Source organism: Hydrogenophaga sp. NFH-34 (assembly GCF_021401345.1).
Taxonomy (GTDB): domain Bacteria; phylum Pseudomonadota; class Gammaproteobacteria; order Burkholderiales; family Burkholderiaceae_C; genus Hydrogenophaga; species Hydrogenophaga electricum.
Window position 1 is genome coordinate 77,499 of sequence record NZ_JACBGE010000003.1, and the last position, 22,663, is coordinate 100,161.

A 22,663-nucleotide genomic window follows, 5' to 3' on the forward strand; every position below is an offset into this window, starting at 1 on the left:
CCCTTCAGCGCGACGGCGGGCGCGGCTTGCCCGGGCGCCGGGCACCGCCCCGGGCCGGGCCGATCAGGCCCGCTTCGCGCAGCGCTTTCTTGCGCTCAGCCCGTTCCTTGTCGGCCTGCTGGCCGGCCTTGAGCCAGCGCGCAAACTGTTCGGGCGTTTCCAGCGTGATGCGGCCGATGTGCACGGCGCGAAAGTCGGCGATCACCAGCTCGGCCGCCTTCTGGATGTTGACCTTGCCACCAGCGGCCAGCGCACCACGCTTGCGGCCAATGGCGTCGAGCAGGGCGTCGTCCGTGGCCTGCGCCCAGGCTTCGGGCGACAGGCCGGCCTGGTAGCGTGCCTCCATAAGCGCCGGGTAGTCCGTCTTGAGCTTGGCCAGCAGTTCGTAGGCCACTTCCTCTTCGTCGTAGGCGTTCTTGCCCACCGCCCCGCTGGCGGCCAGGTTGTAGCCGCTCTCGGGCACGATGATGCGCGGCCACAGCATGCCGGGCGTGTCGTAGAGATAGAAATCGTCGGCCAGCACGATGCGGGCTTCGGTGCGCGTGACGCCGGCCTCGTCCCCGGTCTTGGCCGCCTTGCGACCCTTGAGCGTGTTGATCAGCGTGGACTTGCCCACGTTGGGGATGCCGCAGATCAGCACGCGCATGGGCTTGAACATGCCACCCCGGTGTGGCGCCAGCCGGTGGCAGGCGTCAATCAGCGCGCGCGCTGGCGCCGGCACGCTGGCGTCGAGCGAAAACGCCTGCGTTTCCGGCTGGGCGTTGTAGTGCGCCAGCCAGAGCGCGGTGCGCTCGGGGTCCGCCATGTCCTGCTTGTTGAGAATCTTCAGCGTCGGCTTGCCGCTGGTGAGCTGGCGCATCAGCGGGTTGGCGCTGGAGCCAGGCAAACGGGCATCGAGCATCTCGATCACCACGTCGATGGCCTTCACGCGCTCGGCGATCGCCTGGCGCGTGAGGTGCATGTGACCGGGAAACCATTGAATGCTCATGAAACGATCGCTTGAGAAAAAACCATCTGCCATTGTCCCAAAGTCCGCCCGCTTTCCGGCGCTCGCGGTTGTCCCGAGCTTCTCTGGACAACCCTGTGAATAATTCCGGGGCATGTCTGTACGGCGTGCGCAAGTGCTTGTGGCCCTAGGCTGTTCAACAACCTGCCCAAAAAACCGGCACTCGGGATCCCAAGTTGTCCACTTTTCCCTCGAAATCCGGGACAACTTTGTGCATAACCCATGACCATGTCTGTACGAACACCGTAACCCATTGATTCCAAAGGACGTTCTTTGACCTGCTTATTCAACAGGCAGTGGGAAAACACTTCCCGCAGCGACCAGATACCGCGGGAAATGCCGTGAATCCGGCAGTTTTTGCACTGCATCTGGCGGACTCGGGCGAAACCGTGCCTGCGCCGGCCGAGCGCACGCTGCTGCAATCGCTGCACGCGGCCGGGCAGGTCTGGCCTGCGTCGTGCCGCAATGGCACCTGCCGCACCTGCATCGGCCAACTGGTCCACGGTGCCGTGCGCTACAGCGTGGCCTGGCCCGGCCTGCTGCCGGAAGAAAAAACCAGTGGTGCGGTGCTGCCCTGTGTGGCGCACCCCGCGAGCGACGTGACGCTCGCCCCGCCGGTCGACGGTTGATGCCGCCGCTGGCGGTTCAGTGCGCGGCAGTCGCGGCGCGCGGCTGGCCCAGGCGCGCCGGCGAAACGTACTCCTGCCGGTAGACCTCGAAGGGCATGGTGTCGGCCGCTTCGATGGCGCGCTGGTCCTGCAGCGACTGGGCGGCCATGGCTTCGTAGCGGGCCTGCGCGTCGGCCTCCCAGGGCAGCGCCAGCAGGTGGTCGCGGATGCGCTGCGAGCGTTCCCGCGCAAAGGCCACGAAGGAGTCGGCGTGCTGCGAACGGATCGCCGCCAGCACCTGGGCCGACGGCAGCGTGTCGGGCGCCAGCAGCGCGGCACGGGCCGCCGCCACGGCGTCGCGGTGCTCGTGGCCACCGTGGGTGGCATCCAGGGCGGCGGCGATCGGCACCAGGGCATCGATGATGTCCAGCCCCCAGTCGGCCAGCGCCACCGACTGCCCCTGGCGCAGCAGCTGCAAACCAGGCTCGCGCCCGCGCGCAGCCGTCATGTGCTGGTTCTGGGCGATTTCGCGGATCTCGTCGGGCGTGTCGGGCGGGCTGTCGGCCAGCAGGCAGTGCAGCAGGAACACGTCGATGAAGCGCAGCGTGGCGGCGTCAACGCCAACCGCCTCGAAGGGGTTGAGGTCGAGCAGGCGCACTTCCACATACTCCACCCCGCGCTCGCGCAGCGCGTGCAGCGGGCGCTCGCCCTGGAAGATCACGCGCTTGGGCCGGATGGTGCCGTAGAACTCGTTTTCAATCTGCAGCAGCGTGGTGGCCAGCTGGTTGTAGTCGCCCCCCGGATTGCGGATGCCCACCGCCTCATAGGCCGGCCAGGGCCGCGTGAGCGCGTCGTGCAGCGAGGCGGCGTAGCCTTCGAGGCTGTTGTAGCTCACCGCCAGCGTGGCCTGCGCCTCGCTCTGGTAACCCAGCCGGCCCATGCGCAGGCTGGTGCCGTGCGGCATGTGCAGCGTGCCACCCTGGCCCAGCGGCTGCAGCGCGTGCGGCCGGCCCTCGACGAAGCTGGAACACACGGCCGGCGAAGCGCCGAACAGGGTCAGCAGCAGGAAAGCGTGGCGGCGGAAATTGCGGATCAGCGCAAAGTAGCCTTCGTTGTCGATGCCGGGCAATGACCAGTTGTAGTGGATGCCACTGATGGTCTGCATGCGCCGGCCGTAGCGATGGCCCAGGCCCATGCGGTAGACGCTCTTGGCCCGGCCGACGTTGGAGCTGCCGTAGCGGCCCAGCGGAATGGTCTCGTCGGTGGGCAGCCCGCAGGGCATGCTGGACGCCCACAGCATCTCTTCGCCGGCCGCGCCACCTTGCGCCGCGATGCTGCGCAGGGTGAACTGGTGAACTTCGGTGAGCTGGGCCAGGCATTGGTCCACCGACGCGTGCACGCCGGTGATGAGTTCCAGCTGCGATTCCGAATAGTCGGTGGTGATGTGCGGGTGCGTAAGCGCACTGCCCAACGCCGGCGGGTGCGGGGTCAGGGCCAGCTTGCCGTCGGGCTGTGCGCGCAGGCTTTCTTTTTCGAGGCCGCGACGCATGCCGCTCAAACGCTCTTTCGAAAGGGCGCTCAGCCGTTGTTCCAGTGTGCTCATAGGGGCGTCGGGGAGGGGTCTTTTTGGGGCCGGAACTTAACACGGCTGGCGTGTTTGTGCTGGCGCGCACCGCACAGCCCTGCCGCCGCCGGCCCTCCGTGCGGGCCGGCGGCAGAAAACCGGGAAAGCAGGCAGGCAGGGGAACCGGCCGGACGGCACCGGTCCGAAACGGCGCCCGCTCAGGCCGGCTGCGGCGAGGCCGGCGCGCGCCGGGGTGCCAGCCAGGCCTCGATGAGCACCGGGTCGTGCAGCAGGCGCAGTTGGTCGAACGCGACCTGCGCCTCGGGATAGGTGCGCCGCAGGTAGTTGAGCCACTGCTTGAGCCGGCCCGCGCGGTGGCGGCGCTCCACGCGTGCGCTCACGCGGTCCCAGAAGAGGCCGAGCAGCGGTTCGATCTGTGACCAGGGCACGCCATCCTGCCCGCGAATGGCCAGCGCCAGCCCCGGGTCGCTGACCATGCCGCGTCCGATCATCAGCGCGTCGCAGCCGGTCACCTCGCGGCAGCGCCGGGCGTCGGCCACGCTCCAGATCTCGCCGTTGGCGATCACCGGCATGCGGCGCAGCGCCGGCACCGCTTCGCGCACCTGGGCGATGCGCTCCCAGTAGGCCGGCGGCCGGTAGCCGTGCGCCTTGGTCCGGGCGTGAATGACCAATTCGTCGGCACCGGCCTCGGCGATGGCCTGGGCGCAGTCTTCGGCCACCCGGTCGTCGTTGAAGCCCAGCCGCATCTTGGCCGACACGGGCACATGCGCCGGCACGGCCCGCCGCACCGCGGCCACGATGCGGCCCACCAGTTCGGGCTCATCGAGCAGCACGGCACCGCCCCGGCTGTTGTTCACCGTCTTGGCCGGACAGCCGAAGTTCAGATCGATGCCGGGCGGTCCCAACGTGGCCAAGCGGGCCGCGTTGTCGGCCAGGCAGACCGGGTCGGACCCCAGCAATTGGGGCCGCACCGGCACGCCGGCCAGCGTGCGCCCGCCCTGGAGCAGCTCGGGCACCACGCGCAGAAACACCCGATCCGGCAGCAGCGTGTTTGTGACGCGGATGAACTCGCTCACGCAGCGGTCCAGGCCTCCGGTGCGGGTCAGCACGTCGCGCAGGGTCGCGTCGAGCAAGCCCTCCATGGGCGCCAGCAGCAAAGTCATCAAGGGGTGGCGGTGTTGTCGCCGTGCCAAACAACCCGGCACGGGAGATGATGGATTTAACGCGGGGATTCTAGAACGGCCGCCGCTCCCTTGTGGGACCCTGCGATACCCGCCTACCATGTCGTGCCCTGCCCCAGCCGTCCATCCGGAGTTGCCATGTCTGCCTTTCGCCTTCGCCATCTGGCCACCACCCTTGTTTTGTCGGGAGGCCTGGCCCTGGGTTGCGCCTGGGCCGAGCCGACGGGCCAACGCGTCGGCACGTTCAAGCAGATCGAAGGCGAGGTCTGGCTGGTGCGCGACGGGGTGCGCGCGCCGGTGCGTTCGGGCGACCCCGTTACCGAGGCCGGCCGCATCCAGACCGGCCCGGGCGGCGCGGCCAGCGTGATCCTCAAGGACGGCACCGTGCTGACCGCAGGCCCTGAAACCGTGATGGACCTCAGCCGCTTCCAGTACGACAGCACCACGCAGGAAGGCAACTTCCTGCTCGACCTGCTGCAGGGATCGGTGCGGGTCGTCACCGGGCTGCTGGCCAAGGTCAACCCCGAGCGCTTCAAGGTGCAGACCCCCACGTCCGTGGTGGGCGTGCGGGGCACCGACTTCATTGTGGAAGCCAACCCACCGATCGAGCCGCTGCACGTCTACCTGCGCAAACACTACAAGGACCATAGTAGACTTCGCCGGTGACGCGCGCGCACCACGTTCGCGCGCATTTTTTCGCGCTTGCGCTGTCGAACGTTGACACCCCTGTCTGCCTGGCTGTTCCGGCCCTTCCCTGTCGCCCTGCTTGCTCTGCTGACGGCCTGCGCGCCGGCCAGCAAGGTGGTGCTGTTGCCCCAGGAGGGCGGTCGGCCCAGCGCGGTCACGGTCACCATGGGCCAGCAGGTCAATGAACTGAACCGGCCTTATCAGACCGTCGCGGTGTCGCCCCGCGGGAGCGTGGAAAGCGGCCTCACCACCGCGGCCGAAGTGGCCGAGGACTATCCGGCCCTGCTCCGGCTCCAGCCAGCAGCCGGCCAGACCTTCACCCTGCATTTCCAGACCGGCACCGCCGAGCTGACCCCCGAGTCGCGTGCCCTGCTGCCGACCGTGATCGAAACGGCCCGCTCCCGCGCGGGTGGCGAGATCATCGTCGTGGGCCATACCGACCGGCAGGGCCCGGCCGACACCAACGACCGCCTCTCGCTGCAGCGCGCCAACGCCATCCGAGACCTGCTGATCGAACAGGGCTTCCAGGGCGACCGGATCGAGCCCGTCGGCCGGGGCGAGCGCGAACCCCTGGTGCCCACGGACGATGAAGTGAGCGAGCCCCGCAACCGGCGCGCCGACATCATCGTCCGCTGATCACGGCGATGGGAGAGCACAGCCTGACGCGGGCGCTGCGCGGCCTCCTGAACCACCAGCGCACCGCTGCCCTGGGCACGCTGGACGAGGCCGACGCCTCGGTCTTCGTTTCCCGCGTGCCGTTTGCCATCGATCCGCACACCCGCGAACTCGTGCTGCACGTGAGCGGGCTTGCCGCCCATACCCGCAACCTGCGGCGGCACTCCCAGGTCTCGCTGCTGGTGGCCGAGCCGGAACAGCCGGGTGAACCCGTGCACGCCCTGCCCCGTGTGACCTTGCAGGGCCAGGCCCGCTTCGTCGACCCCGACGAGGCCGATGCCGCCGCCTGCTGCGCCGTGTACCTCGCCCGCTTCCCCGAAGCCCAGCCCATGACCGAACTGGGCGACTTCCGCTTCGTGCGCGTGCGGGTGCAGCAGGCCCGCCAGATCGCCGGCTTCGGGGCGGCGCGCAGCCTCGACACCGCCGAACTGCTGCAGGCCCTGGGCCCCACCCCCGACGCAGGTTCCTGATGACACCGGTCCTGAACCTCCTCCATGCCGACGACGCGATGCTGGTCTTCGACAAACCGGCCGGCCTGCTGGCCGTGCCCGGGCGCGGCGAGGACAAGCAGGACTGCCTGAGCACCCGCGCCCAGGCCGCCTGGCCCGACGCCCTGGTGGTGCACCGGCTGGACATGGCCACCTCGGGCCTGGTCGTCATGGCGCGCGGTATCGAGGCCCAGCGCGCCCTCAGCCGCTCGTTCGAGCGCCGGCAGGTGCACAAGCGCTACGTGGCCGTGGTCGCCGGCACCCTGCCCAACCCGCAACCCGACAACGGCTGGAACACCATCGACCTGCCGTTGCTGGTGGACTGGCTCAACCGGCCGCGCAGCATCGTGCACCCCGAACTGGGCAAACCCAGCCTGACCCGCTGGCGGCTCGGCGATGGCCCCACCCCCGCCGGCGGCACCCGGCTCGACCTGGAGCCAGTCACCGGCCGTTCGCACCAGTTGCGCGTGCACCTGCAAGCCATCGGCCACCCTATCCTCGGCGACCCGCTGTACGCCACACCAACCCAGCAGGCCCTCGTGCCCCGTCTGCTGCTGCATGCCCTGACGCTGGAGATCCCCCACCCCGTCACGGGCGAGCCCCTGCGCTTCGCGGCCCCCTGCCCCTTCTGACTCTGACCCGAGACCCCAGTCCATGCACGACCTCGTCATCCTCACCGGCGCTTCACGCGGACTGGGCCTGGCCATGGCGCGCCAGTTGCTCGCCCCCGGTCTCGTGCTACTGTGCCTGTCGCGAAACGGGGGGGAGGGTCTGGCCGAACTGGCTGTGGCACGGCGCGCCACGTTGCTGCACTGGCCAGTGGATCTGGCGGAACCCGCTCCGGTGGCGGACCGCCTTGCGCGTTGGCTCGGGCAGCTCGATGCGCCGAGCATCGCCAGTGCCACGCTGATCAACAACGCGGGCGTGATTCCCCGCATCGCGCCGCTGGCCAACTGCCCGCCCGGCGAACTGGCACAGGCGCTGCGCGTCGGCCTGGAAGCCCCCATGCAACTGACCGCGGCCTTCCTCCACGCCACACGGACCTGGGTCGACAGCGGCTGGCAAGGGCCGCGCAAGGTCCTCAACATCTCCAGCGGGCTGGGACGCCGCCCCATGGCGGCGCAGGCGCCCTACTGCGCCGCCAAGGCGGGGATGGACCACTTCACGCGCTGCTGCGCGCTGGAAGAAGCCCAATACCCCCAAGGCGCCCGCCTGGTGTCGCTCGCACCGGGTGTGGTCGACACCGACATGCAGGGGCATCTGCGGGCCGGTGACGCCGGCGCCTTCCCGGACCTGCAGCGGTTCCTGGACCTGAAGGACCGCGGCCTGCTGAGCAGCCCCGACGAAGCAGCAAGCCAGGTGCTGGGCTGGCTGCACCGCCCCGACTTTGGCCAGGAGCCGGTCGCCGACGTGCGTCAGTGACCGCGGCCGCGGCGGCCAACCCGCGGCTTCCGGCCTGATGGCGGCATCAGTTGGTCTTGACGCCCGTGTCGCGCGCCACCTTGCTCCAGAGATCCATCTCTTTCTGCATGTGCTGGCGCAGATCTTCGGGCTTGCCACCGACCAGGGTCAGGCCGGCCGCTTCCATGGCCTCCTTGATCGCCGGCAAGGCCTGCACCTCGTTGAACGCCGTGTTGAGCTTGCGCACCACGCTGTCGGGCGTCCCGGCCGGCGCTGCCACCCCCTGCCAACCGGTGATTTCAAACCCCGGCAGGTTGGCGGCTTCGGCGATGGTGGGCACATCGGGCAGGCTCGGCACCCGCGTGGCCCGGGCCACGGCAATCAGGCGCAGCTTGCCGGCCTTCACGTGGGGCATCATGCTGGCCTGATCGGCAAACGCCACCTGGACGTGGCCCGCAATCAGGTCGGTGACCAAAGCCCCCACGCCCTTGTAGGGGACATGCGTCATTTCGGCGCCGGTGCGCGACTTGAACAACTCGGCCGCCATGTGCTGCGCACTGCCGGCACCCGACGAACCATAGGTCAGCTGACCCGGCGCGGTCTTGGCCTGTGCCACGAGGTCGGCCACGGTCTTGATCGGGGTGGACGGATTGACCACCAGCACGTAGGGCACCATCACCGTCTGCATCACCGGCGTGAAGTCCTTGAGCGGGTCGTAGGGCACCTTGGGCAGCGTGGCCGAGTTCATGGCCAGCACCGCGATGTTGCCCAGCAGCAGCGTATAGCCGTCCGGTGCCGATTTGGCGACGTTTTCCGCACCGATCATGCCGCTGGCCCCGGTGCGGTTGTCGATGATCACGGGCTGCCCCAGGCGCTTCTGCAGCTCGGGCTGCACATGGCGCGCATACAGATCCACCGCGCCGCCGGGCGGGAACGGGACCACGAGGCGCACCGGCCGCGAGGGGTAGTTGTCCGCGAAAACCGGCGAAACCGCCAGGGCCGCCACGCCGGCAAGCAGGGCGCGGCGGGCAATGCGGGGAAGCGAAGCGTGCATGTCAATGTCTCCTGGAGTGGAACGGAAAGGGAAAGGAACGGGCGCGGTCAGACCGCGGCGCGGGCCACCTGTTCGCGGTACTGCGCGATGACCGCGTCGAAATCGGCGTCCCGGGGCAGGCCCAGGCGCTTGGCCCGCGCGCTCTCGAAACGCGAGGGCCAGCCCCCGACGATGAGGGCAATGGCCTCATCGGGCGCGAAACGTACCCGTGCCACCGCCTCCGCACCCGCAGCGCGGCCCAGCGCGTCGAGCATCTGCTGCACGGTCACGGTCAGGGCCGGCAGGTTGATGGCTGTACGGCCACCGAAAGCCTCGCGCGTGGCTTCGACCACAGCCAGGATGCCCGCGATCGTGGTGTCGGGCGAGGCCAGCGCCACCGGGGTCTCGGGCGCCACCGGGCAGACCGATACCAACCCGGCCAGCGGCTCGCGGATGATGCCCGAGAGGAAGCTGGACGCCGCGCCATTGGGCTTGCCCGGCCGCACGGACACCGTCATCAGGCGGGCGGTGCGCCCGTCAATGAAGCCCTTGCGGGTGTAGTCGGCCACCAGTTGCTCACAGACGAACTTGTGCACGCCATAGCTCGACTGCGGCGTCGGCAGGGTGCGGTCGTCCACCACGACCGGCAACGGCAGCGCCGGATCGGAGCCATAGACCGCCACCGAGCTCGAAAAGAAGAACAGCGGTGCCGGCCCGCCACCCGTGCGCTGGCGGCGACAAGCGTCCAGCAGCGCGCGGGTGCTGTCGAGGTTGGACCGCAGACCCAGTTCGAAATCGGCCTCGCACTCGGCGGACACGGCAGACGCCAGATGAAACACCGCATCGAACGGCTGCCCGAACAGCGCCGGAATCTGCCCGAGCAGGTCTCCGCTCACACCCCGCACGCGGGCATCCCCGAGCAGGCGGGGGTCGCGGGGCGCCACCAGGTCGGCCAGCACCAGCGATTCGATGGTCCGCCCACCCAGGGCGCCGCGGTCCAGCAAGGCGTTGGCCAGGCGGGTGCCCAGGAAGCCGGCACCACCCGTGATCAGTATCTTCATGCTTGTCCCTCTTTTCAGTTCCTCAACCACCTCGGCCCGACAGCGTTGCTGACGGGTGGGCGGTATTCACATCCGACGAAGCCGTCGTAGCCCGACGCGCCAGCCCTTGCAAACGCGTCTGAAAATGCACCACCAGGCGCCCCAGGTTCGAGACGCGCGCAAACATGTCGGTGGTGATGCCCAGCACCCGGCGCGTTGCAGCCATTACGTGGTCGCCCGGCGTCAGTGGCCGGCGCTGCCGCTGGCCGACGGCTCGCGGACCTGGCGAAACAGGTCGGCCGCGGCCTGTGCAAGCAGGCGCCCGTCGTTGGACACCGTGCGCATGGAGAAGCCGCCACCGGCCATCTTCAGCGCGTAGTCCACTGGTGAGCAATGCATGATGGTGAACTTACCCAGGGCGTCGGCCGCCTCGCGGATGCGCCCGATCGCGGCCAGCAGTTGGGGGTGCGACAAGTCGATCAGCGGGTCGAGACCCAGTGTGAGGCTCAGGTCCGACGGGCCGATGTAGGCCCCGTCCAGGCCGGGCACCGACAGGATCGATTCGATGTCGTTCACCGCCTGCTCGGTTTCGATCATCGCGAAGGTGAGCACCTGCTCGTTGGCGTGCTTCCAGTAGTCCGCACCGTGCGCCAGCGGGGCCCGGGTCGGGCCGAAACTGCGCGCACCGGCCGGTGCATAGCGGCAGCACGCCACGAACTGTTCGCACTGCTCACGGGTGTTGATCATGGGACAGATCAGCCCCAGCGCCCCGGCGTCCAGCATCTTCATGATGATGCCGGGCTCCAGCCAGGGCACACGCACCATGGGCGTCACGTCGCTGCCGTTCATGGCCCGCAGCATGGCCACGGTCGTTTCGTAGTCGGACAGGCCGTGCTGCATGTCCACCGTCAAAGCATCCCAGGGCTGCCGGGACATCACCTCGGCCACAGCCGGACTGCCCAGCACCAGCCAGCCATTGAGCAGCCCCGCCTGGCGCGCCAGCAGTTTTTGTTTGAGTCGGTTGAGCATGAAGTGTCTCCGTGGGCTCGAATTAGTCTTATTATAACCATGTTACATGCTTTAAATTTCACCATGACCACCGAAAACAAGCCCGACCACCATCCCACCCTGCCGCGCGTCGGTTTCATCGGCCTGGGCCTGATGGGCGGCGCCCTGGCGCGCCAGACCTTCCAGGCAAAGTACCCGCTGACCTTGCTCGTGCACCGCGAACAGGACCGCGTCGCCATGGCCGACCTGCTGGCCCAGGGCGCCCAAACGGCCCAGACACCGGCAGAACTGGCGGCCCAGAGCGACGTGGTGGTGATCTGCGTGACCGGCGCCCCCCAGGTCGAAGACATCGTGCTCGGCGACCAGGGCATCCACCGCTCCGCCCGTCCCGGCCTGGCCGTGGTGGACCTGTCCACCTCGCTGCCCGAGACGACCTTGCGCTGCGCCGGCGCACTGGCCGGCCATGGCGCCTGCTTCGTCGACGCGGCCATGACCGGCACCCCGAGCGACGCCGAAACGGGCTCGATCAACCTGCTGCTGGGGGGCGATCCGGCGCCATTGGCTGCGCTCGAACCGCTGATGCGCTGCTGGGCCCGCAACCTCTATCACTGCGGCCCCACCGGCTCCGGCCACACCGTCAAACTCCTGCACCAGTTCGTGGTGCTCTCCAACGCCGCGGTGCTGACCGAAGCCTTCTCGCTGGCCCGCAAGACCGGCGTGGACACCACCGTGCTGGGCGACGTGATCGCCTCTGGCGGCGCCAACAGCACCGCCTTCCAGCGCCTGCGGCCCTACGTGGAAGAAGGCAACGACCGGTCGTTCCGTTTTTCGCTGGCCAACGCGCTGAAGGACATGCGCTACCACGGCGCCATGGCGCAGGCCGCCGGCGCGAACCGGCGGATCAGCGAGGCGGCCCTGTCGGCCTACACCCTGGCCAACGAACAGGGACTGGGCGACGCCTTTGTCCCCCACCTGCTCGACGTGGCCGACCGGGAAAATGGCGTGGCATCATCCACCACACAATGAACGAACTTCCCGTCGACGATCTCGCCAAGCTGACCCTGACCGATCGCCTGGCCCAGCGGCTGGGTGACCAGATCCGCAGCGGCGCGCTCAAGCCCGGCCAGCAACTGCCCACCGGGCAGGAGCTGGCCCGGCACTTCGGCGTCAGCCTGATCGTCGTGCGCGAAGCGCTGTCCTCGCTCAGATCCGAAGGGCTCATCCAGACCCGGCAAGGCTCGGGGGCTTTTGTCAGCCCGACCACCATGGCGCGGCCTTTCCGGCTCACGCACGCCCCGTCGGCGGCACCCGGCCCGCAAAAGCTGTTCGAACTGCGCACAGGCGTCGAGGTCCAGGCCGCCTTCCTGGCGGCGCAGCGCGCCACCGACGCACAGCTGCAAGCCATCGCCGAGGCCTACCGCGCCATGGAGACCGACATCGCCGCCGGCCACGACAGCGTGGGCTCCGATGTGCTGTTCCACCGCCGCATCGCCGAGGCCTCCGGCAACGAACTGTTCGCCAGCTTCCTGGACTTCCTCTCGGAACACATCCGGGGCACCATCCAGGCGTCCCGCGAAGGCGATGCCTGGAGCACGCACCGGAACGAAGTCATGGCCGAACACCGCGCGATGATGGAAGCCCTGCTCCGGCGCGATGCAGAAGGTGCCAAGGCAGCAGCCCAGGCACACATGGACCATTGCCTGCACCGCTGCCTGCCGGCCGCCGAGGCTGCCAGCACAGCGCCCCCCGAGCGCCCGCTATCGCGCAGTTGACGCGTCCGGGGAACGGGGGCGGTTTACCATTGTGGGTTGTGCACTGCAGCACGACCGTGTTTCCCCATCCCGATCCAAGGAGCCCGCCATGAGCCGTGAAGTCGTCGTCGTCAGCGCTGTCCGTACCGCTATCGGTACCTTCGGAGGCAGCCTCAAGGACATCCCCCCCACCGAGCTGGGCGCCCTGGTGGTGCGCGAGTCGCTGGCCCGCGCCCAGACCGACGGCAAGGACATCGGCCATGTGGTGTTCGGCCACGTGGTCAACACCGAACCGAAGGACATGTACCTCTCGCGCGTGGCCGCCATCAATGGCGGCGTTGGCGAAGGCACGCCCGCCTTCAACGTCAACCGCCTGTGCGGCTCGGGCCTGCAGGCCATCGTGTCGGCAGCCCAGACCATCCAGCTGGGCGATGCCGACATCGCCATCGGCGGTGGTGCCGAGTGCATGAGCCGTGCACCCTTCGCCAGCCTCAACATGCGCTGGGGCGCCCGCATGGGCGACACCAAGATGGTGGACATGATGATCGGCGCCCTGCACGACCCGTTCCACAACATCCACATGGGTGTGACCGCCGAAAACGTCGCCGCCAAATACGGCATCACCCGCGAGATGCAGGACGCGCTGGCCGTGGAAAGCCACAACCGCGCCGAACGCGCCACTGCCGCAGGCCGCTTCAAGGACCAGATCGTGCCCGTCATGCTCAAGAGCAAGAAGGGTGAGGTGGCCTACGCGACCGACGAGCATTTCCGCCCCGGCTGCAAGCTGGAAGACATGGCCAAACTCAAACCGGTGTTCCTGAAGGAAAACGGCACCGTCACCGCCGGCAACGCCTCGGGCATCAACGACGCCGCCGCCGCCGTGGTGCTGATGGATTCGAAAGTGGCCCAGGCGCGTGGCGCCAAGCCGCTGGCCCGTCTGGTGGGCTATGCCCACACCGGCCTGGACCCCAAGATCATGGGTGTGGGCCCGATCTCGGCCACCCAGGCCGTGCTCAAGAAGACCGGCCTGTCGGTCAACGACCTGGACGTGATCGAGGCCAACGAGGCCTTCGCCGCCCAGGCCTGCGCCGTCACCAAAGAACTGGGCCTGGACCCGGCCAAGGTCAACCCCAACGGCTCGGGCATTTCGCTGGGTCACCCGATCGGGGCCACTGGCGCGCTGATCACCGTGAAGGCCCTGTACGAGCTGCAGCGCGTGCAAGGCCGCTATGCGCTGGTGACCATGTGCATCGGCGGCGGCCAGGGCATCGCAGCGATCTTCGAGCGCCTGTAAGGCCAGGGCCCTCGCGGCCCGACAACGAACGCACAGCCCCGAAAGGCGCTGTGCGTTTTTTCATGCCCGCCCGGCTCCCACCGGCCACCGAAGGAACCCCTTCTCGCAGGGACGGTCTACCGTCCACCTCTGGTTGACATCACGGAGACCCTGCCATGTGGAAACGAGCGATGCTGATCGGCATGACCTTGCGCGCCGACGCCCGGCGGCTCTGGCGCGCGCTGCGCCATCCCGACACACCCACCTGGTTCAAAGGGGGCGTGGTGCTCGCCGTGCTCTACCTGTTGTCGCCCCTGGACTTGCTGCCTGACATGCTGCCCGTCATCGGGGTGGTGGACGATCTGGTCCTGGTGCCGCTGGCCCTGCGCTGGCTGCTGGGACGCCTGCCCGCGCACATCGTCGCGCCCGCTGCAAGCACCCCCGAAGCCTGATCCAAGACCCGAAGCGGGCGCTCCGGCCAGCCCGGAACCGCGGCGTCAGCTTTCCTGGAAGCCGTCGCGCCGGTAGGTCAGCACCAGGGTGTCGCGCCAGCCCAGTTCATCCGGCGACAGGGGCTGGATCGGCGTGGTTTCGTGGATCACGCGGGCATCGTCGAGCAACAGCAGCGACCAGGGTTCCCTCAAGGTGAACCGCTGCCCGGCCGGACCATTGGCCTCGAACACCCGGCTCTCGCCGCCCTTGATGGCATGGCGGTCGAGCATGAACACCGCCACCAGATCCACCCCGTCGCGATGGGCCCCTTCGGGGGTGGGCCGGCCAATGCCCCCTGCGGTGTCGATGCGGAAGGTGTGCGCCTCGACAAACCACGGGCGCTCACCATGCAGGGCCGACACGGTTTCACCGACACGCGCGAGCAAGCGCGACCAGACCGGCAACGCCACCGTCTGCGGCAGCATGGGTTCAAACCAGCGCTGCATGCCGCCGTGCAAGGCGTTGTATTCCAGCGGCTGCCAGTGCGCCCGGTGTGGCACCAGCCGAACCTGCTCGCCCTCGACCACAAACGAACTGTGCCGGCGGCGGCGGTAGCGCCCCCCATCCTTGAGATAGGCATCGGCCGGCAATGCGTTCCAGCCCGCGTGCACCGCCCCCAGTTCGTCCGCGGTCGCCGCCAGCCACGCCTGGACATCGGCAGCATGCAGCAAGGCATATCCATTCTGGCGAAGGGTGGTAACGCCATAGGCGATCGGGGTGTACGGTGGCTGGAACTCTTGGGCGTGCATGTGTTGCAGTGTACCGACGGCTTCGCGCCCCCGCAGACCGGGTCCTCTCCGGTACCGGCCCTTCAGAACGCAGTTTCTGCGCTGGATCAAAAGCGCAACAGCACTCCGCTGTCAAGCTTGGGGCCGTACCGAGAGAAGACTGCCATGAACACCGTGCAATGGACCGATGCCCTGCTGCTGGAATACGAACCGATGGACACCGTCCACCGGGGGTTCGTGGACCTGCTCGCGCGCGCCCAGGCGGCCCCGGATGATGAACTGGTCAATACCTGGAGCGCCGTGGTCGAACACACCACCGCGCATTTCAAGATGGAAGACGACTGGATGCGCCGCACCCGCTTCCCCAACGCCGACAACCACATCGTGCAGCACCGTGTGGTGCTCAACGTGCTGCGGGAGGGCACCGCTTTGGCCCGCGCTGCCGACTATGCATCGGTGCGCGAAATGGCGGGCGAACTGGCTGTCTGGTTCGCCAAACACACCCAGTCGCTGGACGCCGCCCTGGCGCTGCACATGCGCCGCGTCCAGCCCCCAAAAGTCAACCAGGCCTCGCCGGCGAAAGACCCGGGCTGGCGCGACGCCGCCTGACCGCTATCTGCTCGCTCTCGGCATGGGGAAAACCATGTGAAACCCGGCTCCGCCGCTGGCTATATTGCTCCTGCAAGAGGAGATTGCCATGGCCGATGCCATCCACGCCGTGCCGGGCGCGCCCGATCGCGAACCTGACACCGTCGTCCCCGGGCCCGCCAGCGACCCGGCTTCCCCCCCCACCGTCGACGAAAACTCGGTGTTCCACTGGAAGCTGGCCGAGTTGCGCGCCAGCGACCCCTGGCGGTGGCTGCAACTGGGCTGGGAAGACTTTCGCCGCTGCCCGCGTATCGGACTTTTCTACGGCCTGTGTTTTTTTGCCATGGGCCACGCGCTGCTGGCGGTGTTCCAGAAAGCACCCGAGTACGTGCTGGCCCTCAGTGCTGGGTTCCTGCTCATGGGCCCGTTCCTGTGCCTGGGCCTGTACGACGCCAGCAAGGCCATGCAGACGCACGACCGCCGGCCATCGCTGCGGGCATCGCTCGCCGCCTGGCGGCCCACCAAGGGCACCATGGCCATTTTCGCGGGGGTGCTGCTGATCCTGGAAATGCTCTGGGGCCGCGCGGCGCTGGTGGTGTTTGCGGTGAGCTTCAACACGATGCCGGAAAAAGCCAATCTGCTGGCCATGCTGGTCGACCCGGAAAACATCGGTTTCCTGATCACCTACGCCGTGGTGGGTGCTGTTTTCGCCGGCCTGATCTTCGTGACCAGCGTGATCTCCATTCCCCTGATCATGGACCGGCAGGTTGATGCGGTGTCGGCTGGCCTGACCAGCATCCGGGCCTGCCTGCAGAACCCGGGCGTGATGCTGCAATGGGGTGCCCTGGTCACGCTGAGCATCGGCCTGGCCATGCTGCCAGCGTTCCTGGGCCTGATCATCGTCGGCCCGGTGATCGGGCATGCCACCTGGCATGCCTACCGCCATATCGTGCCGTCCGAGGGCGCCACCAGCTCAGCACCGGGGCGGTAACCCGCCCTTATCGCAGTGGCCGTTCGACCGGCTCCACCATGCCGGACTCAGCCGCAGGCGGCGCGGCTTCGCGCCAGATCCGCGCGAACAGCCACCAGCTCGCGAGGGTGTTGATCACAGCACACACGGACAGCACCCAGCGCAGCGGCCCCTCGATGTCCCGGACGTAGAGCGCCGTCGTCATGAAGGACGACAGCAACTGCAGCGTCACCGCCAGCCAGAACAGCGGGTGGCGGGGCTGCCAGAAGCGGCGCAGGGCAATGATCAGCTCGGACATGCCCCGATTGTCGCCATCGGCGCGAGCGTCCGTCGCGGTCGCCGATGGGCCACGGCCTCAGGCCGGCTCCTGCTCCTGCTCCTGCTCCTGCAGCAGGCGCCACATGACCTTGCCGCTGCCACTCTTGGGCAGCGCGTCGACAAACTGCACCACGCGCGGCATCTTGTAGACCGCCATGTTCTCGCGGCACCAGTCGATGATCTGCTGCTCGGTCACCTGCCCCCGCGCCGCGTCGCGCAACACCACCACGGCCTTGACGCTTTCGCCTCGGTAGGCGTCGCGCGTGCCGATGACACAGGCCTCGGCAATCGCCGGATGCCGGAACATCAGCGCTTCGACCTCGGCCGGCCAGACCTTGAAGCCGCTGGCGTTGATCATGCGCTTGAGGCGGTCGGTGATGAAGAAGTAGCCATCCTCGTCCACCCGCCCCAGATCGCCCGAACGGAAATAGCGCTGACCGCCGAATTCGATGAAGGCGGCTTCGGTCGCATCGGGCCGCTTCCAGTAGCCGCTGAAGACGGAGGGGCCTCGGATGATGATCTCCCCGGCTTCACCCACGGGCATCTCCTGCAGGGTGTCCGGGTCCACCACCCGCGCGTCCACACTCAGGAACGGGACGCCCAGACACTGCTGCTTGGGTGCATCGGGCGGGTTGTTGTGTGAGGGGGCAGCCGTCTCGGTCAGGCCATAGCCTTCGGCGTAACGCAGCCCGAACTGTTCCAGCAGGCGCTGGGCCACGGCTTGCGGCATGGCCGCACCGCCGCCGCCGATGAAAACCAGGCTGGACAGGTCGTACTGGTCAAAGCGCGGGCTGGCCAGCAGATCGATCACCATCGTCGGGATGTTGCTCCAGTGTGTGACCTTCCAGGCCGAAATCAGCCGGCCGGCGAGTTCGCGGTCCCAACGCGGCATCAGCACCAGGGTGGCCCCCGTGTAGATGCCCGAGTGCATGCCCACCACCATGCCGGTGATGTGGAACATGGGCACCACCACCAGCGACACGTTGGCCGCCGACCCACCGGTCCAGAGCTGGCAGGCCACCGCGTTGTGCATGAGCGAAGCGTGTGTGTGCATGCAGCCCTTGGGCAGGCCGGTGGTGCCGCTGGTATAGGGCAGCACGCACAGGTCGGACGGCTGGCGATCGTGCACCGGCGCAGGCTCGGTGCAGGCGAGCGCCTCGGCCCAGTCGGTCGCACTGCCACCCGTCCACGACGGGAGTGGGTGCCGTGTCCCGAGCCACTCGGCCCAGGCCGGGGGAATGTCGGCCTGCGGCCCGATGGCATCGTGGTAGTGCGCCACCACCATGTGGGTCAGTTGCTGCACCGGTGGCAGATCGGCACTGGCCTTGAGCAGGTCGCCCGCCAGATCGGCCGCACAGATGGCGACCCGCGCATCGGGGTCGGTGATGTAGTGCTTGAGTTCTTCGGCGCGGTTCATGGGGTTGACCGGCACGACCACCGCGTTGGCCCGCAGGATGGCGTAGTAGGCCACGATCCACTGCGGGCAGTTCTGCATGAACAGGATCACGCGATCGCCCGCCTGCACCCCCCGGGCATGCAGGTGGGCCGCCAGCCGTTCGGCCTGGTCGTGCAGCTCGCGGTAGGAGGTCTGCCGGTCAAAGAACACCAGCGCCGGCTTGTCGGGGTAGCGCTGTGCGCTCACCGCCAGGTTGAACCAGAGCGAGGTGGCCGGGGTTTCGATGGCGTGCGGCAGTCGCAGGGGCCAGAAGCGGTGATGGGCGCGGACCGGCATGTCCATGAGCGATGTCTCCTTAATAGGTATTTCTGCAAGGCCCGAAGGCGGATCAAGCATAGACCGGGTGCCTCTGCGGGCCAACTGCCCTTGTCGCCACCGGGACGGCCGTTCTCGACCCTCAGGTATCGGGCCGCAGAACGGCCCCAACTGCTACGCTCAGGGCGATGAAAACGGCTCCACCCATCTCGCCCGCGTTGCACGACTGGCAGCAACTCGAACAGGCACTGCAGCGGCTGCAGGCCGGCGATCTGCCGGTCCACGCCTTTACCGACCAGGCCCGTGCATCGTCCGCGCTGCGCGCTGCTCTGCCGGCACGCTTCGATACGGTGCTGCAACACTTGCTCGACCGCCTGGAAGCCGGTGCCCTTTTCACCGAAGAAAGCTGCTCGTTCAGCCAACGTGATCTGGCAGACAACCTGCAACTGTGGCTGGACAAGGCGCGGAACCAGTTGACCGGGGCGTGATCGACCCGTCCGCCCCCCCCTTTCAAAACCCACGGAGCACCCCATGCAGCGACGCCCTTTTCTCCTGGCCCTCGCCAGTGCCCTTTCCGCCCCGGTCTGCGCCGCCACCCCGAAGCAGCGGCCCACCATCCAGGTCTGGAAGGATCCGCAATGCGGCTGCTGCGAGGACTGGATCGCCCACCTGCAGCAATCGGGGTTCGAGACCCAGGTGTTCGAAACTGGCAACACCGCGATGCGGCAACGCCTGGGCATGCCGGCCCAATTTGCTTCCTGCCACACCGCCCGCGTCGGTGGCTATGTGATCGAGGGGCATGTCCCGGCGCGGGACATCCATGCGCTGCTGGCCGAGCAACCCCGTGCGATCGGGCTGGCCGTGCCCGGCATGCCGATCGGCAGCCCTGGCATGGACGGCGCCGTCTACGGCGGCCGGCAGGACGCCTACGACGTGGTGTTGGTCCAGGCCGATGGCAGCGGCCGGATCTACCGGCGCTATCCAGGCCAGCGCGCGACAGGCGGCTGACTGGTACCGATCGGTCCTCTCTGGCGGATACCGCACGTCCGCCAGAAACTCAATTTTGGTGCAAATGTGACGATGCTCACATGGGTATACCCGGATGCCCAGGCGGGTATCCAGAAATCCCAGGAGGAACACGATGCGCCAGAACCTACCCGTCACCACGCAGGAATTCGAGATTCCCGACGGCGCCACGCTGGTATCCACAACCAACCTTCGCGGGGTCATCACCTACTGCAACCCGGCTTTCATCGCGGTCAGTGGCTTCACGCGGGAAGAGCTGATCGGGCAGCCGCACAACCTGATCCGCCACCCGGACATGCCGCCCGAGGCCTTCCGCGACATGTGGAACTCCCTGAAATCCGGCCACCCCTGGTCGGCCGCGGTGAAGAACCGGCGCAAAAACGGTGATTTCTACTGGGTCCAGGCCAATGCCACCCCCGTGATCGAAAACGGTCAGCCCGTGGGGTACATGTCGGTGCGCACCAAACCGACGCAGGCCCAGATCAGGGCCGCCGAAGCCCTTTATGCGCGGCTGCATGCAGAAGCCGATCGCCGCAAACCCCGCCTGGCCTTGCACCGGGGCCAGCCTGTTCACACGGGCTGGCGCGGCCGGCTGGAACGCTGGCGCCGCGCGGCGCTGATCCAGCAACTGAGCGCGACGACTGTGGCGCTGGCCCTGGGTGCCCAGTGGCTGGGCCTGATGGCGGCGGGACGCGGCCCAGCGACCCGCCACGCACTGATGGCCGGGACGGTCGTCGTGGCGGTCATGGCCGCGGCATTCATGCGCCACCTGCTGATCAAACCGATGCAGGCCTCCGTGTCCTTCGCCAACCGCATGGCCGCCGGTGACCTGACCGTGCGCCTGGAGCAGCGGCACACCGGCGAGCTCGGCGAGCTGACACGCGCGCTGAACCAGCTGAATGTGAACCTCCAGGCCGTGGTGTCGGATGTGCGCACGGAGGTCGAAGGCATGCAGCTCGCCTCCAGCGAGATCGCCGCCGGCAACCACGATCTTTCGGCCCGCACGGAAACACAGGCATCCAGCCTGGAGCAGACCGCCGCGTCCATGGACGAGATGAACAGCACGGTGCAGCAAAGCACGGTCTCCGCGGGCGAGGCCGCGCGCTTGGCCAGCCAGGCCACCGACGTGGCCCACCGCTCGAACCAGGCGGTGAGCGAAGTCATCGACACCATGCACGACATCAGCCGCTCGTCGCATCGCATCGGGGAAATCATCCAGGTGATCGACGGCATCTCGTTCCAGACCAACATCCTGGCGCTCAATGCGGCGGTCGAGGCCGCGCGCGCCGGCGAGCAGGGGCGCGGCTTTGCCGTCGTGGCCAACGAAGTCCGCCAGCTCGCTCAGCGCACCCTGACGGCGGCCAAGGAAATCAAGACGCTGATCGACACGTCGACCGACCAGGTCGCACGCGGTCGGGTCCAGGTCGACAGCGCCGGCCAGACCATGGGCGGCCTGATGCGAGCGGTTGAACAGGTGCAGCAGCGGATCGCCGAGATCACCCATGCCAGCCACGAGCAGGCGCAGGGCATCGCCCAGATCAACCATGCGGTGAGCCAAATGGACGGCCTGACCCAGCAAAACTCGGCCATGGTCGAAGAACTGGCCGCTGCCGCCAGCTCGCTGCAGCAGCGGGCAAGCGACCTGGAGGCTTCGGTCGGCATCTTCAAACTCGAAACCCGCCGGGCCAGCGCCTGACACAAGCCGACACAAAGCCGCCACCCGGCCGTTCATGCCCGGTACAGGCGGGCGTGCTAATGTCCGCGCATGCCCCACATCCGCTACACGCTGCTGTCGCTGCGCGATCTGCTGATCTCGATCGGCCCGTTCGCGCTGCTGACGGTGGCCCTGCTTGCTCTGGCCTATGCGTGGCTGGACCCCAACCCGCCCAAGCGCGTGATCCTGGCCACCGGCCCGGAGCAAAGCGCGTACGAGGCTTTCGGCAAACGCTACGCCGACGCGCTGGCGCGCTATGGCATCGACGTGCAGCTGATGCCCTCGGAGGGCTCCTCGGCCAACCTGGAGCTGATCCGCAGCGGCAAGGCCGACATCGGGTTCGTGCAGGGCGGCAGCGCCGACATCGGCTATGACGACGAAGAATCCATCGTTTCGCTGGGCAGCCTGTTTGTCGAACCCCTGTGGCTGTTCTACCGCGAAGAGGCCGCGCGGCGCCTGCACGGCGCCGACACCATCGACCACCTGTCCGAACTGCGCGGCTGGCATGTCAATGTGGGCACCCCGGGCAGCGGCGTGCCCCGGCTGTTCAGCACGCTGCTGGACGTCAACCGCATCAACCGCAGCGACCTGACCCTCAGCCAGCTGGAGCAGACCCCCGCCACCGTGGCCTTTCTGGACGCGCGCATCGACGCGCTGGTGTTCGCCTCGGCCCCCGAATCGCTCATGGTGCAGATGCTGCTGCAGACGCCGGGCGTGCGGCTGCTCAACTTCGCGCAGAGCGAAGCCTATGCCCGGCGCTTCGGTTATCTGACGCCCGTGGTCATGCCGCAGGGCGTGGTGGATCTGGCCAAAGACATCCCGGCGCAGGACATGCACCTGGTGGCCTCGACCACCAGCCTGCTGGCCGGGGCCCGCACCCACCCGGCGATCCTGCAACTGTTTGCGCAGACCGCCACCACGCTGCATGGCGGGGGCAGCTGGTTCAACCGCGCCCGCGAGTACCCCAACCTCGAACACAGCGAGGTGCCGCTCTCGCCCGAGGCCGTCCGCGCCATCCGCAACGGCCCGCCGTTCCTGCAGCGTTACCTGCCGTTCTGGCTGGCCAATCTGGTGGAACGCATGTGGGTGGCCATGGGCCTGATCATCGCGCTGGCGCTACCGCTCTCGCGCATCGTGCCGCCGCTCTACACCTTCCGCATCCGCTCGCGGGTGTTCCGCTGGTATGCCGAGCTGCGCGACATCGAACAGCGCCACGAAGAAGGCGAAACGGCACCCGACACCTTGCTCGAACAACTGGCCGAAATGGAAGCGCGGGTGGGCAAGATCGTGGTGCCCCTGTCATACGCCGACGAGCTGTACGCGCTGCGCAACAACATCCAGCTGGTGCGTCAGAAGCTGCGGCAGCAGGCGCCGGCCTGA

Annotated in this window: 25 protein-coding genes; 16 read left to right on the forward strand and 9 right to left on the reverse strand. The window is 68.1% G+C overall.

The annotated features are described in order from the left end of the window. Positions 1–4: 4 nt before the first annotated feature. The gene (ylqF, locus tag L0977_RS03790) at positions 5–988 is read right to left on the reverse strand and encodes a ribosome biogenesis GTPase YlqF (RefSeq protein ID WP_234263390.1); all 984 of its coding nucleotides are present in this window, start codon (positions 986–988) and stop codon (positions 5–7) included. Between the two features lie 359 nt (positions 989–1,347). Here ylqF and L0977_RS03795 point away from each other — a divergent pair, with 359 nt between their 5' ends. Next, the gene (locus L0977_RS03795; protein ID WP_442786607.1) at positions 1,348–1,635 is read left to right on the forward strand and encodes a 2Fe-2S iron-sulfur cluster-binding protein; all 288 of its coding nucleotides are present in this window, start codon (positions 1,348–1,350) and stop codon (positions 1,633–1,635) included. Positions 1,636–1,651: 16 nt separating this feature from the next. On the opposite strand, the gene gshA is transcribed toward L0977_RS03795, so the two are convergent. Next, the gene (gene gshA, locus L0977_RS03800) at positions 1,652–3,217 is read right to left on the reverse strand and encodes a glutamate--cysteine ligase (protein ID WP_234263391.1); all 1,566 of its coding nucleotides are present in this window, start codon (positions 3,215–3,217) and stop codon (positions 1,652–1,654) included. A gap of 179 nt (positions 3,218–3,396) precedes the next feature. Continuing rightward, complete coding sequence (locus L0977_RS03805) at positions 3,397–4,362, reverse strand: tRNA dihydrouridine synthase (RefSeq protein ID WP_234263392.1); 966 nt, start codon at positions 4,360–4,362, stop codon at positions 3,397–3,399. 156 nt (positions 4,363–4,518) lie between these two features. Here L0977_RS03805 and L0977_RS03810 point away from each other — a divergent pair, with 156 nt between their 5' ends. Genes L0977_RS03810 through L0977_RS03830 form a run of 5 tightly spaced genes read left to right on the forward strand, consistent with a single transcriptional unit; the run spans position 4,519 to position 7,652 of the window. Then, the gene (locus tag L0977_RS03810) at positions 4,519–5,046 is read left to right on the forward strand and encodes a FecR family protein (RefSeq protein WP_234263393.1); all 528 of its coding nucleotides are present in this window, start codon (positions 4,519–4,521) and stop codon (positions 5,044–5,046) included. A gap of 51 nt (positions 5,047–5,097) precedes the next feature. Further along, a complete protein-coding gene (locus L0977_RS03815) occupies positions 5,098–5,703 on the forward strand; it encodes an OmpA family protein (RefSeq protein WP_234263395.1) in 606 nt (201 codons plus the stop codon). Between the two features lie 8 nt (positions 5,704–5,711). Beyond that, positions 5,712–6,212, forward strand: a complete 501-nt coding sequence (locus L0977_RS03820; protein ID WP_234263396.1) for a HugZ family pyridoxamine 5'-phosphate oxidase — start codon at positions 5,712–5,714, stop codon at positions 6,210–6,212. Then, positions 6,212–6,862, forward strand: coding sequence for an RluA family pseudouridine synthase (locus L0977_RS03825; protein ID WP_234263398.1), 651 nt, complete (start codon positions 6,212–6,214; stop codon positions 6,860–6,862). The genes L0977_RS03820 and L0977_RS03825 overlap by 1 nt, the downstream gene beginning before the upstream one ends. A 22-nt stretch (positions 6,863–6,884) precedes the next feature. Continuing rightward, positions 6,885–7,652 (forward strand): SDR family NAD(P)-dependent oxidoreductase, encoded by a 768-nt coding sequence (locus L0977_RS03830; RefSeq protein ID WP_234263400.1) that lies wholly within the window; start codon positions 6,885–6,887, stop codon positions 7,650–7,652. Between the two features lie 46 nt (positions 7,653–7,698). Here L0977_RS03830 and L0977_RS03835 read toward each other — a convergent pair whose 3' ends face one another. From L0977_RS03835 to L0977_RS03845, 3 genes are all read right to left on the reverse strand, one after another. Then, positions 7,699–8,685: a Bug family tripartite tricarboxylate transporter substrate binding protein gene (locus L0977_RS03835; RefSeq protein ID WP_234263402.1), complete on the reverse strand. Its 987-nt coding sequence runs from the start codon at positions 8,683–8,685 to the stop codon at positions 7,699–7,701. A 47-nt stretch (positions 8,686–8,732) separates the two neighbouring features. Then, positions 8,733–9,725 carry a D-erythronate dehydrogenase gene (gene denD / locus L0977_RS03840; RefSeq protein ID WP_234263403.1) on the reverse strand — a complete coding sequence of 331 codons (993 nt, stop codon included), beginning with the start codon at positions 9,723–9,725 and terminating at the stop codon, positions 8,733–8,735. Positions 9,726–9,947: 222 nt separating this feature from the next. Then, positions 9,948–10,733 (reverse strand): HpcH/HpaI aldolase family protein, encoded by a 786-nt coding sequence (locus L0977_RS03845; protein ID WP_234263405.1) that lies wholly within the window; start codon positions 10,731–10,733, stop codon positions 9,948–9,950. A 63-nt stretch (positions 10,734–10,796) separates the two neighbouring features. Between L0977_RS03845 and L0977_RS03850 the strand changes: the two genes are divergently transcribed. The 4 genes from L0977_RS03850 to L0977_RS03865 all read left to right on the forward strand — a co-directional run bounded on the left by L0977_RS03850 (position 10,797) and on the right by L0977_RS03865 (position 14,188). Beyond that, positions 10,797–11,738, forward strand: coding sequence for an NAD(P)-dependent oxidoreductase (locus L0977_RS03850; protein ID WP_234263406.1), 942 nt, complete (start codon positions 10,797–10,799; stop codon positions 11,736–11,738). Then, positions 11,735–12,484: a FadR/GntR family transcriptional regulator gene (locus L0977_RS03855; protein ID WP_234263408.1), complete on the forward strand. Its 750-nt coding sequence runs from the start codon at positions 11,735–11,737 to the stop codon at positions 12,482–12,484. The genes L0977_RS03850 and L0977_RS03855 overlap by 4 nt, the downstream gene beginning before the upstream one ends. An 88-nt stretch (positions 12,485–12,572) precedes the next feature. Further along, positions 12,573–13,757 carry a beta-ketothiolase BktB gene (gene bktB, locus L0977_RS03860; protein WP_234263410.1) on the forward strand — a complete coding sequence of 395 codons (1,185 nt, stop codon included), beginning with the start codon at positions 12,573–12,575 and terminating at the stop codon, positions 13,755–13,757. Between the two features lie 155 nt (positions 13,758–13,912). Continuing rightward, a complete protein-coding gene (locus L0977_RS03865; RefSeq protein ID WP_234263412.1) occupies positions 13,913–14,188 on the forward strand; it encodes a DUF1232 domain-containing protein in 276 nt (91 codons plus the stop codon). A gap of 45 nt (positions 14,189–14,233) precedes the next feature. Here the strand turns inward: L0977_RS03865 and L0977_RS03870 are convergent, their stop codons facing one another. Then, positions 14,234–14,977, reverse strand: a complete 744-nt coding sequence (locus L0977_RS03870; protein WP_234263413.1) for a 2OG-Fe dioxygenase family protein — start codon at positions 14,975–14,977, stop codon at positions 14,234–14,236. Between the two features lie 144 nt (positions 14,978–15,121). On the opposite strand from L0977_RS03870, the gene L0977_RS03875 reads away from it, so the two are divergent. Both L0977_RS03875 and L0977_RS03880 read left to right on the forward strand, forming a co-directional pair. Further along, positions 15,122–15,565, forward strand: coding sequence for a bacteriohemerythrin (locus L0977_RS03875; protein WP_234263415.1), 444 nt, complete (start codon positions 15,122–15,124; stop codon positions 15,563–15,565). 88 nt (positions 15,566–15,653) lie between these two features. Then, positions 15,654–16,535, forward strand: a complete 882-nt coding sequence (locus L0977_RS03880) for a DUF2189 domain-containing protein (RefSeq protein WP_234263417.1) — start codon at positions 15,654–15,656, stop codon at positions 16,533–16,535. 7 nt (positions 16,536–16,542) lie between these two features. Here L0977_RS03880 and L0977_RS03885 read toward each other — a convergent pair whose 3' ends face one another. Then, entirely contained in the window at positions 16,543–16,812 is a 270-nt protein-coding gene (locus L0977_RS03885; RefSeq protein ID WP_234263419.1) for a hypothetical protein, read from the reverse strand. A 57-nt stretch (positions 16,813–16,869) separates the two neighbouring features. Continuing rightward, a complete protein-coding gene (locus L0977_RS03890; RefSeq protein ID WP_234263635.1) occupies positions 16,870–18,564 on the reverse strand; it encodes a long-chain fatty acid--CoA ligase in 1,695 nt (564 codons plus the stop codon). Positions 18,565–18,731: 167 nt separating this feature from the next. Between L0977_RS03890 and L0977_RS03895 the strand changes: the two genes are divergently transcribed. The 4 genes from L0977_RS03895 (at position 18,732) to L0977_RS03910 (ending at position 22,663) form a co-directional block, all read left to right on the forward strand. Next, a complete protein-coding gene (locus L0977_RS03895) occupies positions 18,732–19,031 on the forward strand; it encodes a hypothetical protein (protein ID WP_234263420.1) in 300 nt (99 codons plus the stop codon). Positions 19,032–19,074: 43 nt separating this feature from the next. Beyond that, positions 19,075–19,551 (forward strand): DUF411 domain-containing protein, encoded by a 477-nt coding sequence (locus L0977_RS03900; protein ID WP_234263422.1) that lies wholly within the window; start codon positions 19,075–19,077, stop codon positions 19,549–19,551. A 133-nt stretch (positions 19,552–19,684) separates the two neighbouring features. Then, positions 19,685–21,265, forward strand: a complete 1,581-nt coding sequence (locus tag L0977_RS03905; RefSeq protein WP_234263423.1) for a methyl-accepting chemotaxis protein — start codon at positions 19,685–19,687, stop codon at positions 21,263–21,265. A gap of 69 nt (positions 21,266–21,334) precedes the next feature. Continuing rightward, positions 21,335–22,663 (forward strand): TAXI family TRAP transporter solute-binding subunit, encoded by a 1,329-nt coding sequence (locus L0977_RS03910; RefSeq protein ID WP_234263425.1) that lies wholly within the window; start codon positions 21,335–21,337, stop codon positions 22,661–22,663.

What these genes read in the sequence shown, in the direction of transcription:
- ylqF (WP_234263390.1), bottom strand. Translation starts at nt 988, where the DNA reads ATGAGCATTCAATGGTTTCCCGGTCACATGCACCTCACGCGCCAGGCG.
- gshA (WP_234263391.1), bottom strand. Translation starts at nt 3,217, where the DNA reads ATGAGCACACTGGAACAACGGCTGAGCGCCCTTTCGAAAGAGCGTTTG.
- L0977_RS03805 (WP_234263392.1), bottom strand. Translation starts at nt 4,362, where the DNA reads ATGACTTTGCTGCTGGCGCCCATGGAGGGCTTGCTCGACGCGACCCTG.
- L0977_RS03810 (WP_234263393.1), top strand. Translation starts at nt 4,519, where the DNA reads ATGTCTGCCTTTCGCCTTCGCCATCTGGCCACCACCCTTGTTTTGTCG.
- L0977_RS03820 (WP_234263396.1), top strand. Translation starts at nt 5,712, where the DNA reads ATGGGAGAGCACAGCCTGACGCGGGCGCTGCGCGGCCTCCTGAACCAC.
- L0977_RS03825 (WP_234263398.1), top strand. Translation starts at nt 6,212, where the DNA reads ATGACACCGGTCCTGAACCTCCTCCATGCCGACGACGCGATGCTGGTC.
- L0977_RS03830 (WP_234263400.1), top strand. Translation starts at nt 6,885, where the DNA reads ATGCACGACCTCGTCATCCTCACCGGCGCTTCACGCGGACTGGGCCTG.
- L0977_RS03835 (WP_234263402.1), bottom strand. Translation starts at nt 8,685, where the DNA reads ATGCACGCTTCGCTTCCCCGCATTGCCCGCCGCGCCCTGCTTGCCGGC.
- denD (WP_234263403.1), bottom strand. Translation starts at nt 9,725, where the DNA reads ATGAAGATACTGATCACGGGTGGTGCCGGCTTCCTGGGCACCCGCCTG.
- L0977_RS03845 (WP_234263405.1), bottom strand. Translation starts at nt 10,733, where the DNA reads ATGCTCAACCGACTCAAACAAAAACTGCTGGCGCGCCAGGCGGGGCTG.
- L0977_RS03850 (WP_234263406.1), top strand. Translation starts at nt 10,797, where the DNA reads ATGACCACCGAAAACAAGCCCGACCACCATCCCACCCTGCCGCGCGTC.
- L0977_RS03855 (WP_234263408.1), top strand. Translation starts at nt 11,735, where the DNA reads ATGAACGAACTTCCCGTCGACGATCTCGCCAAGCTGACCCTGACCGAT.
- bktB (WP_234263410.1), top strand. Translation starts at nt 12,573, where the DNA reads ATGAGCCGTGAAGTCGTCGTCGTCAGCGCTGTCCGTACCGCTATCGGT.
- L0977_RS03865 (WP_234263412.1), top strand. Translation starts at nt 13,913, where the DNA reads ATGTGGAAACGAGCGATGCTGATCGGCATGACCTTGCGCGCCGACGCC.
- L0977_RS03870 (WP_234263413.1), bottom strand. Translation starts at nt 14,977, where the DNA reads ATGCACGCCCAAGAGTTCCAGCCACCGTACACCCCGATCGCCTATGGC.
- L0977_RS03875 (WP_234263415.1), top strand. Translation starts at nt 15,122, where the DNA reads ATGAACACCGTGCAATGGACCGATGCCCTGCTGCTGGAATACGAACCG.
- L0977_RS03880 (WP_234263417.1), top strand. Translation starts at nt 15,654, where the DNA reads ATGGCCGATGCCATCCACGCCGTGCCGGGCGCGCCCGATCGCGAACCT.
- L0977_RS03885 (WP_234263419.1), bottom strand. Translation starts at nt 16,812, where the DNA reads ATGTCCGAGCTGATCATTGCCCTGCGCCGCTTCTGGCAGCCCCGCCAC.
- L0977_RS03890 (WP_234263635.1), bottom strand. Translation starts at nt 18,564, where the DNA reads ATGCCGGTCCGCGCCCATCACCGCTTCTGGCCCCTGCGACTGCCGCAC.
- L0977_RS03895 (WP_234263420.1), top strand. Translation starts at nt 18,732, where the DNA reads ATGAAAACGGCTCCACCCATCTCGCCCGCGTTGCACGACTGGCAGCAA.
- L0977_RS03900 (WP_234263422.1), top strand. Translation starts at nt 19,075, where the DNA reads ATGCAGCGACGCCCTTTTCTCCTGGCCCTCGCCAGTGCCCTTTCCGCC.
- L0977_RS03905 (WP_234263423.1), top strand. Translation starts at nt 19,685, where the DNA reads ATGCGCCAGAACCTACCCGTCACCACGCAGGAATTCGAGATTCCCGAC.
- L0977_RS03910 (WP_234263425.1), top strand. Translation starts at nt 21,335, where the DNA reads ATGCCCCACATCCGCTACACGCTGCTGTCGCTGCGCGATCTGCTGATC.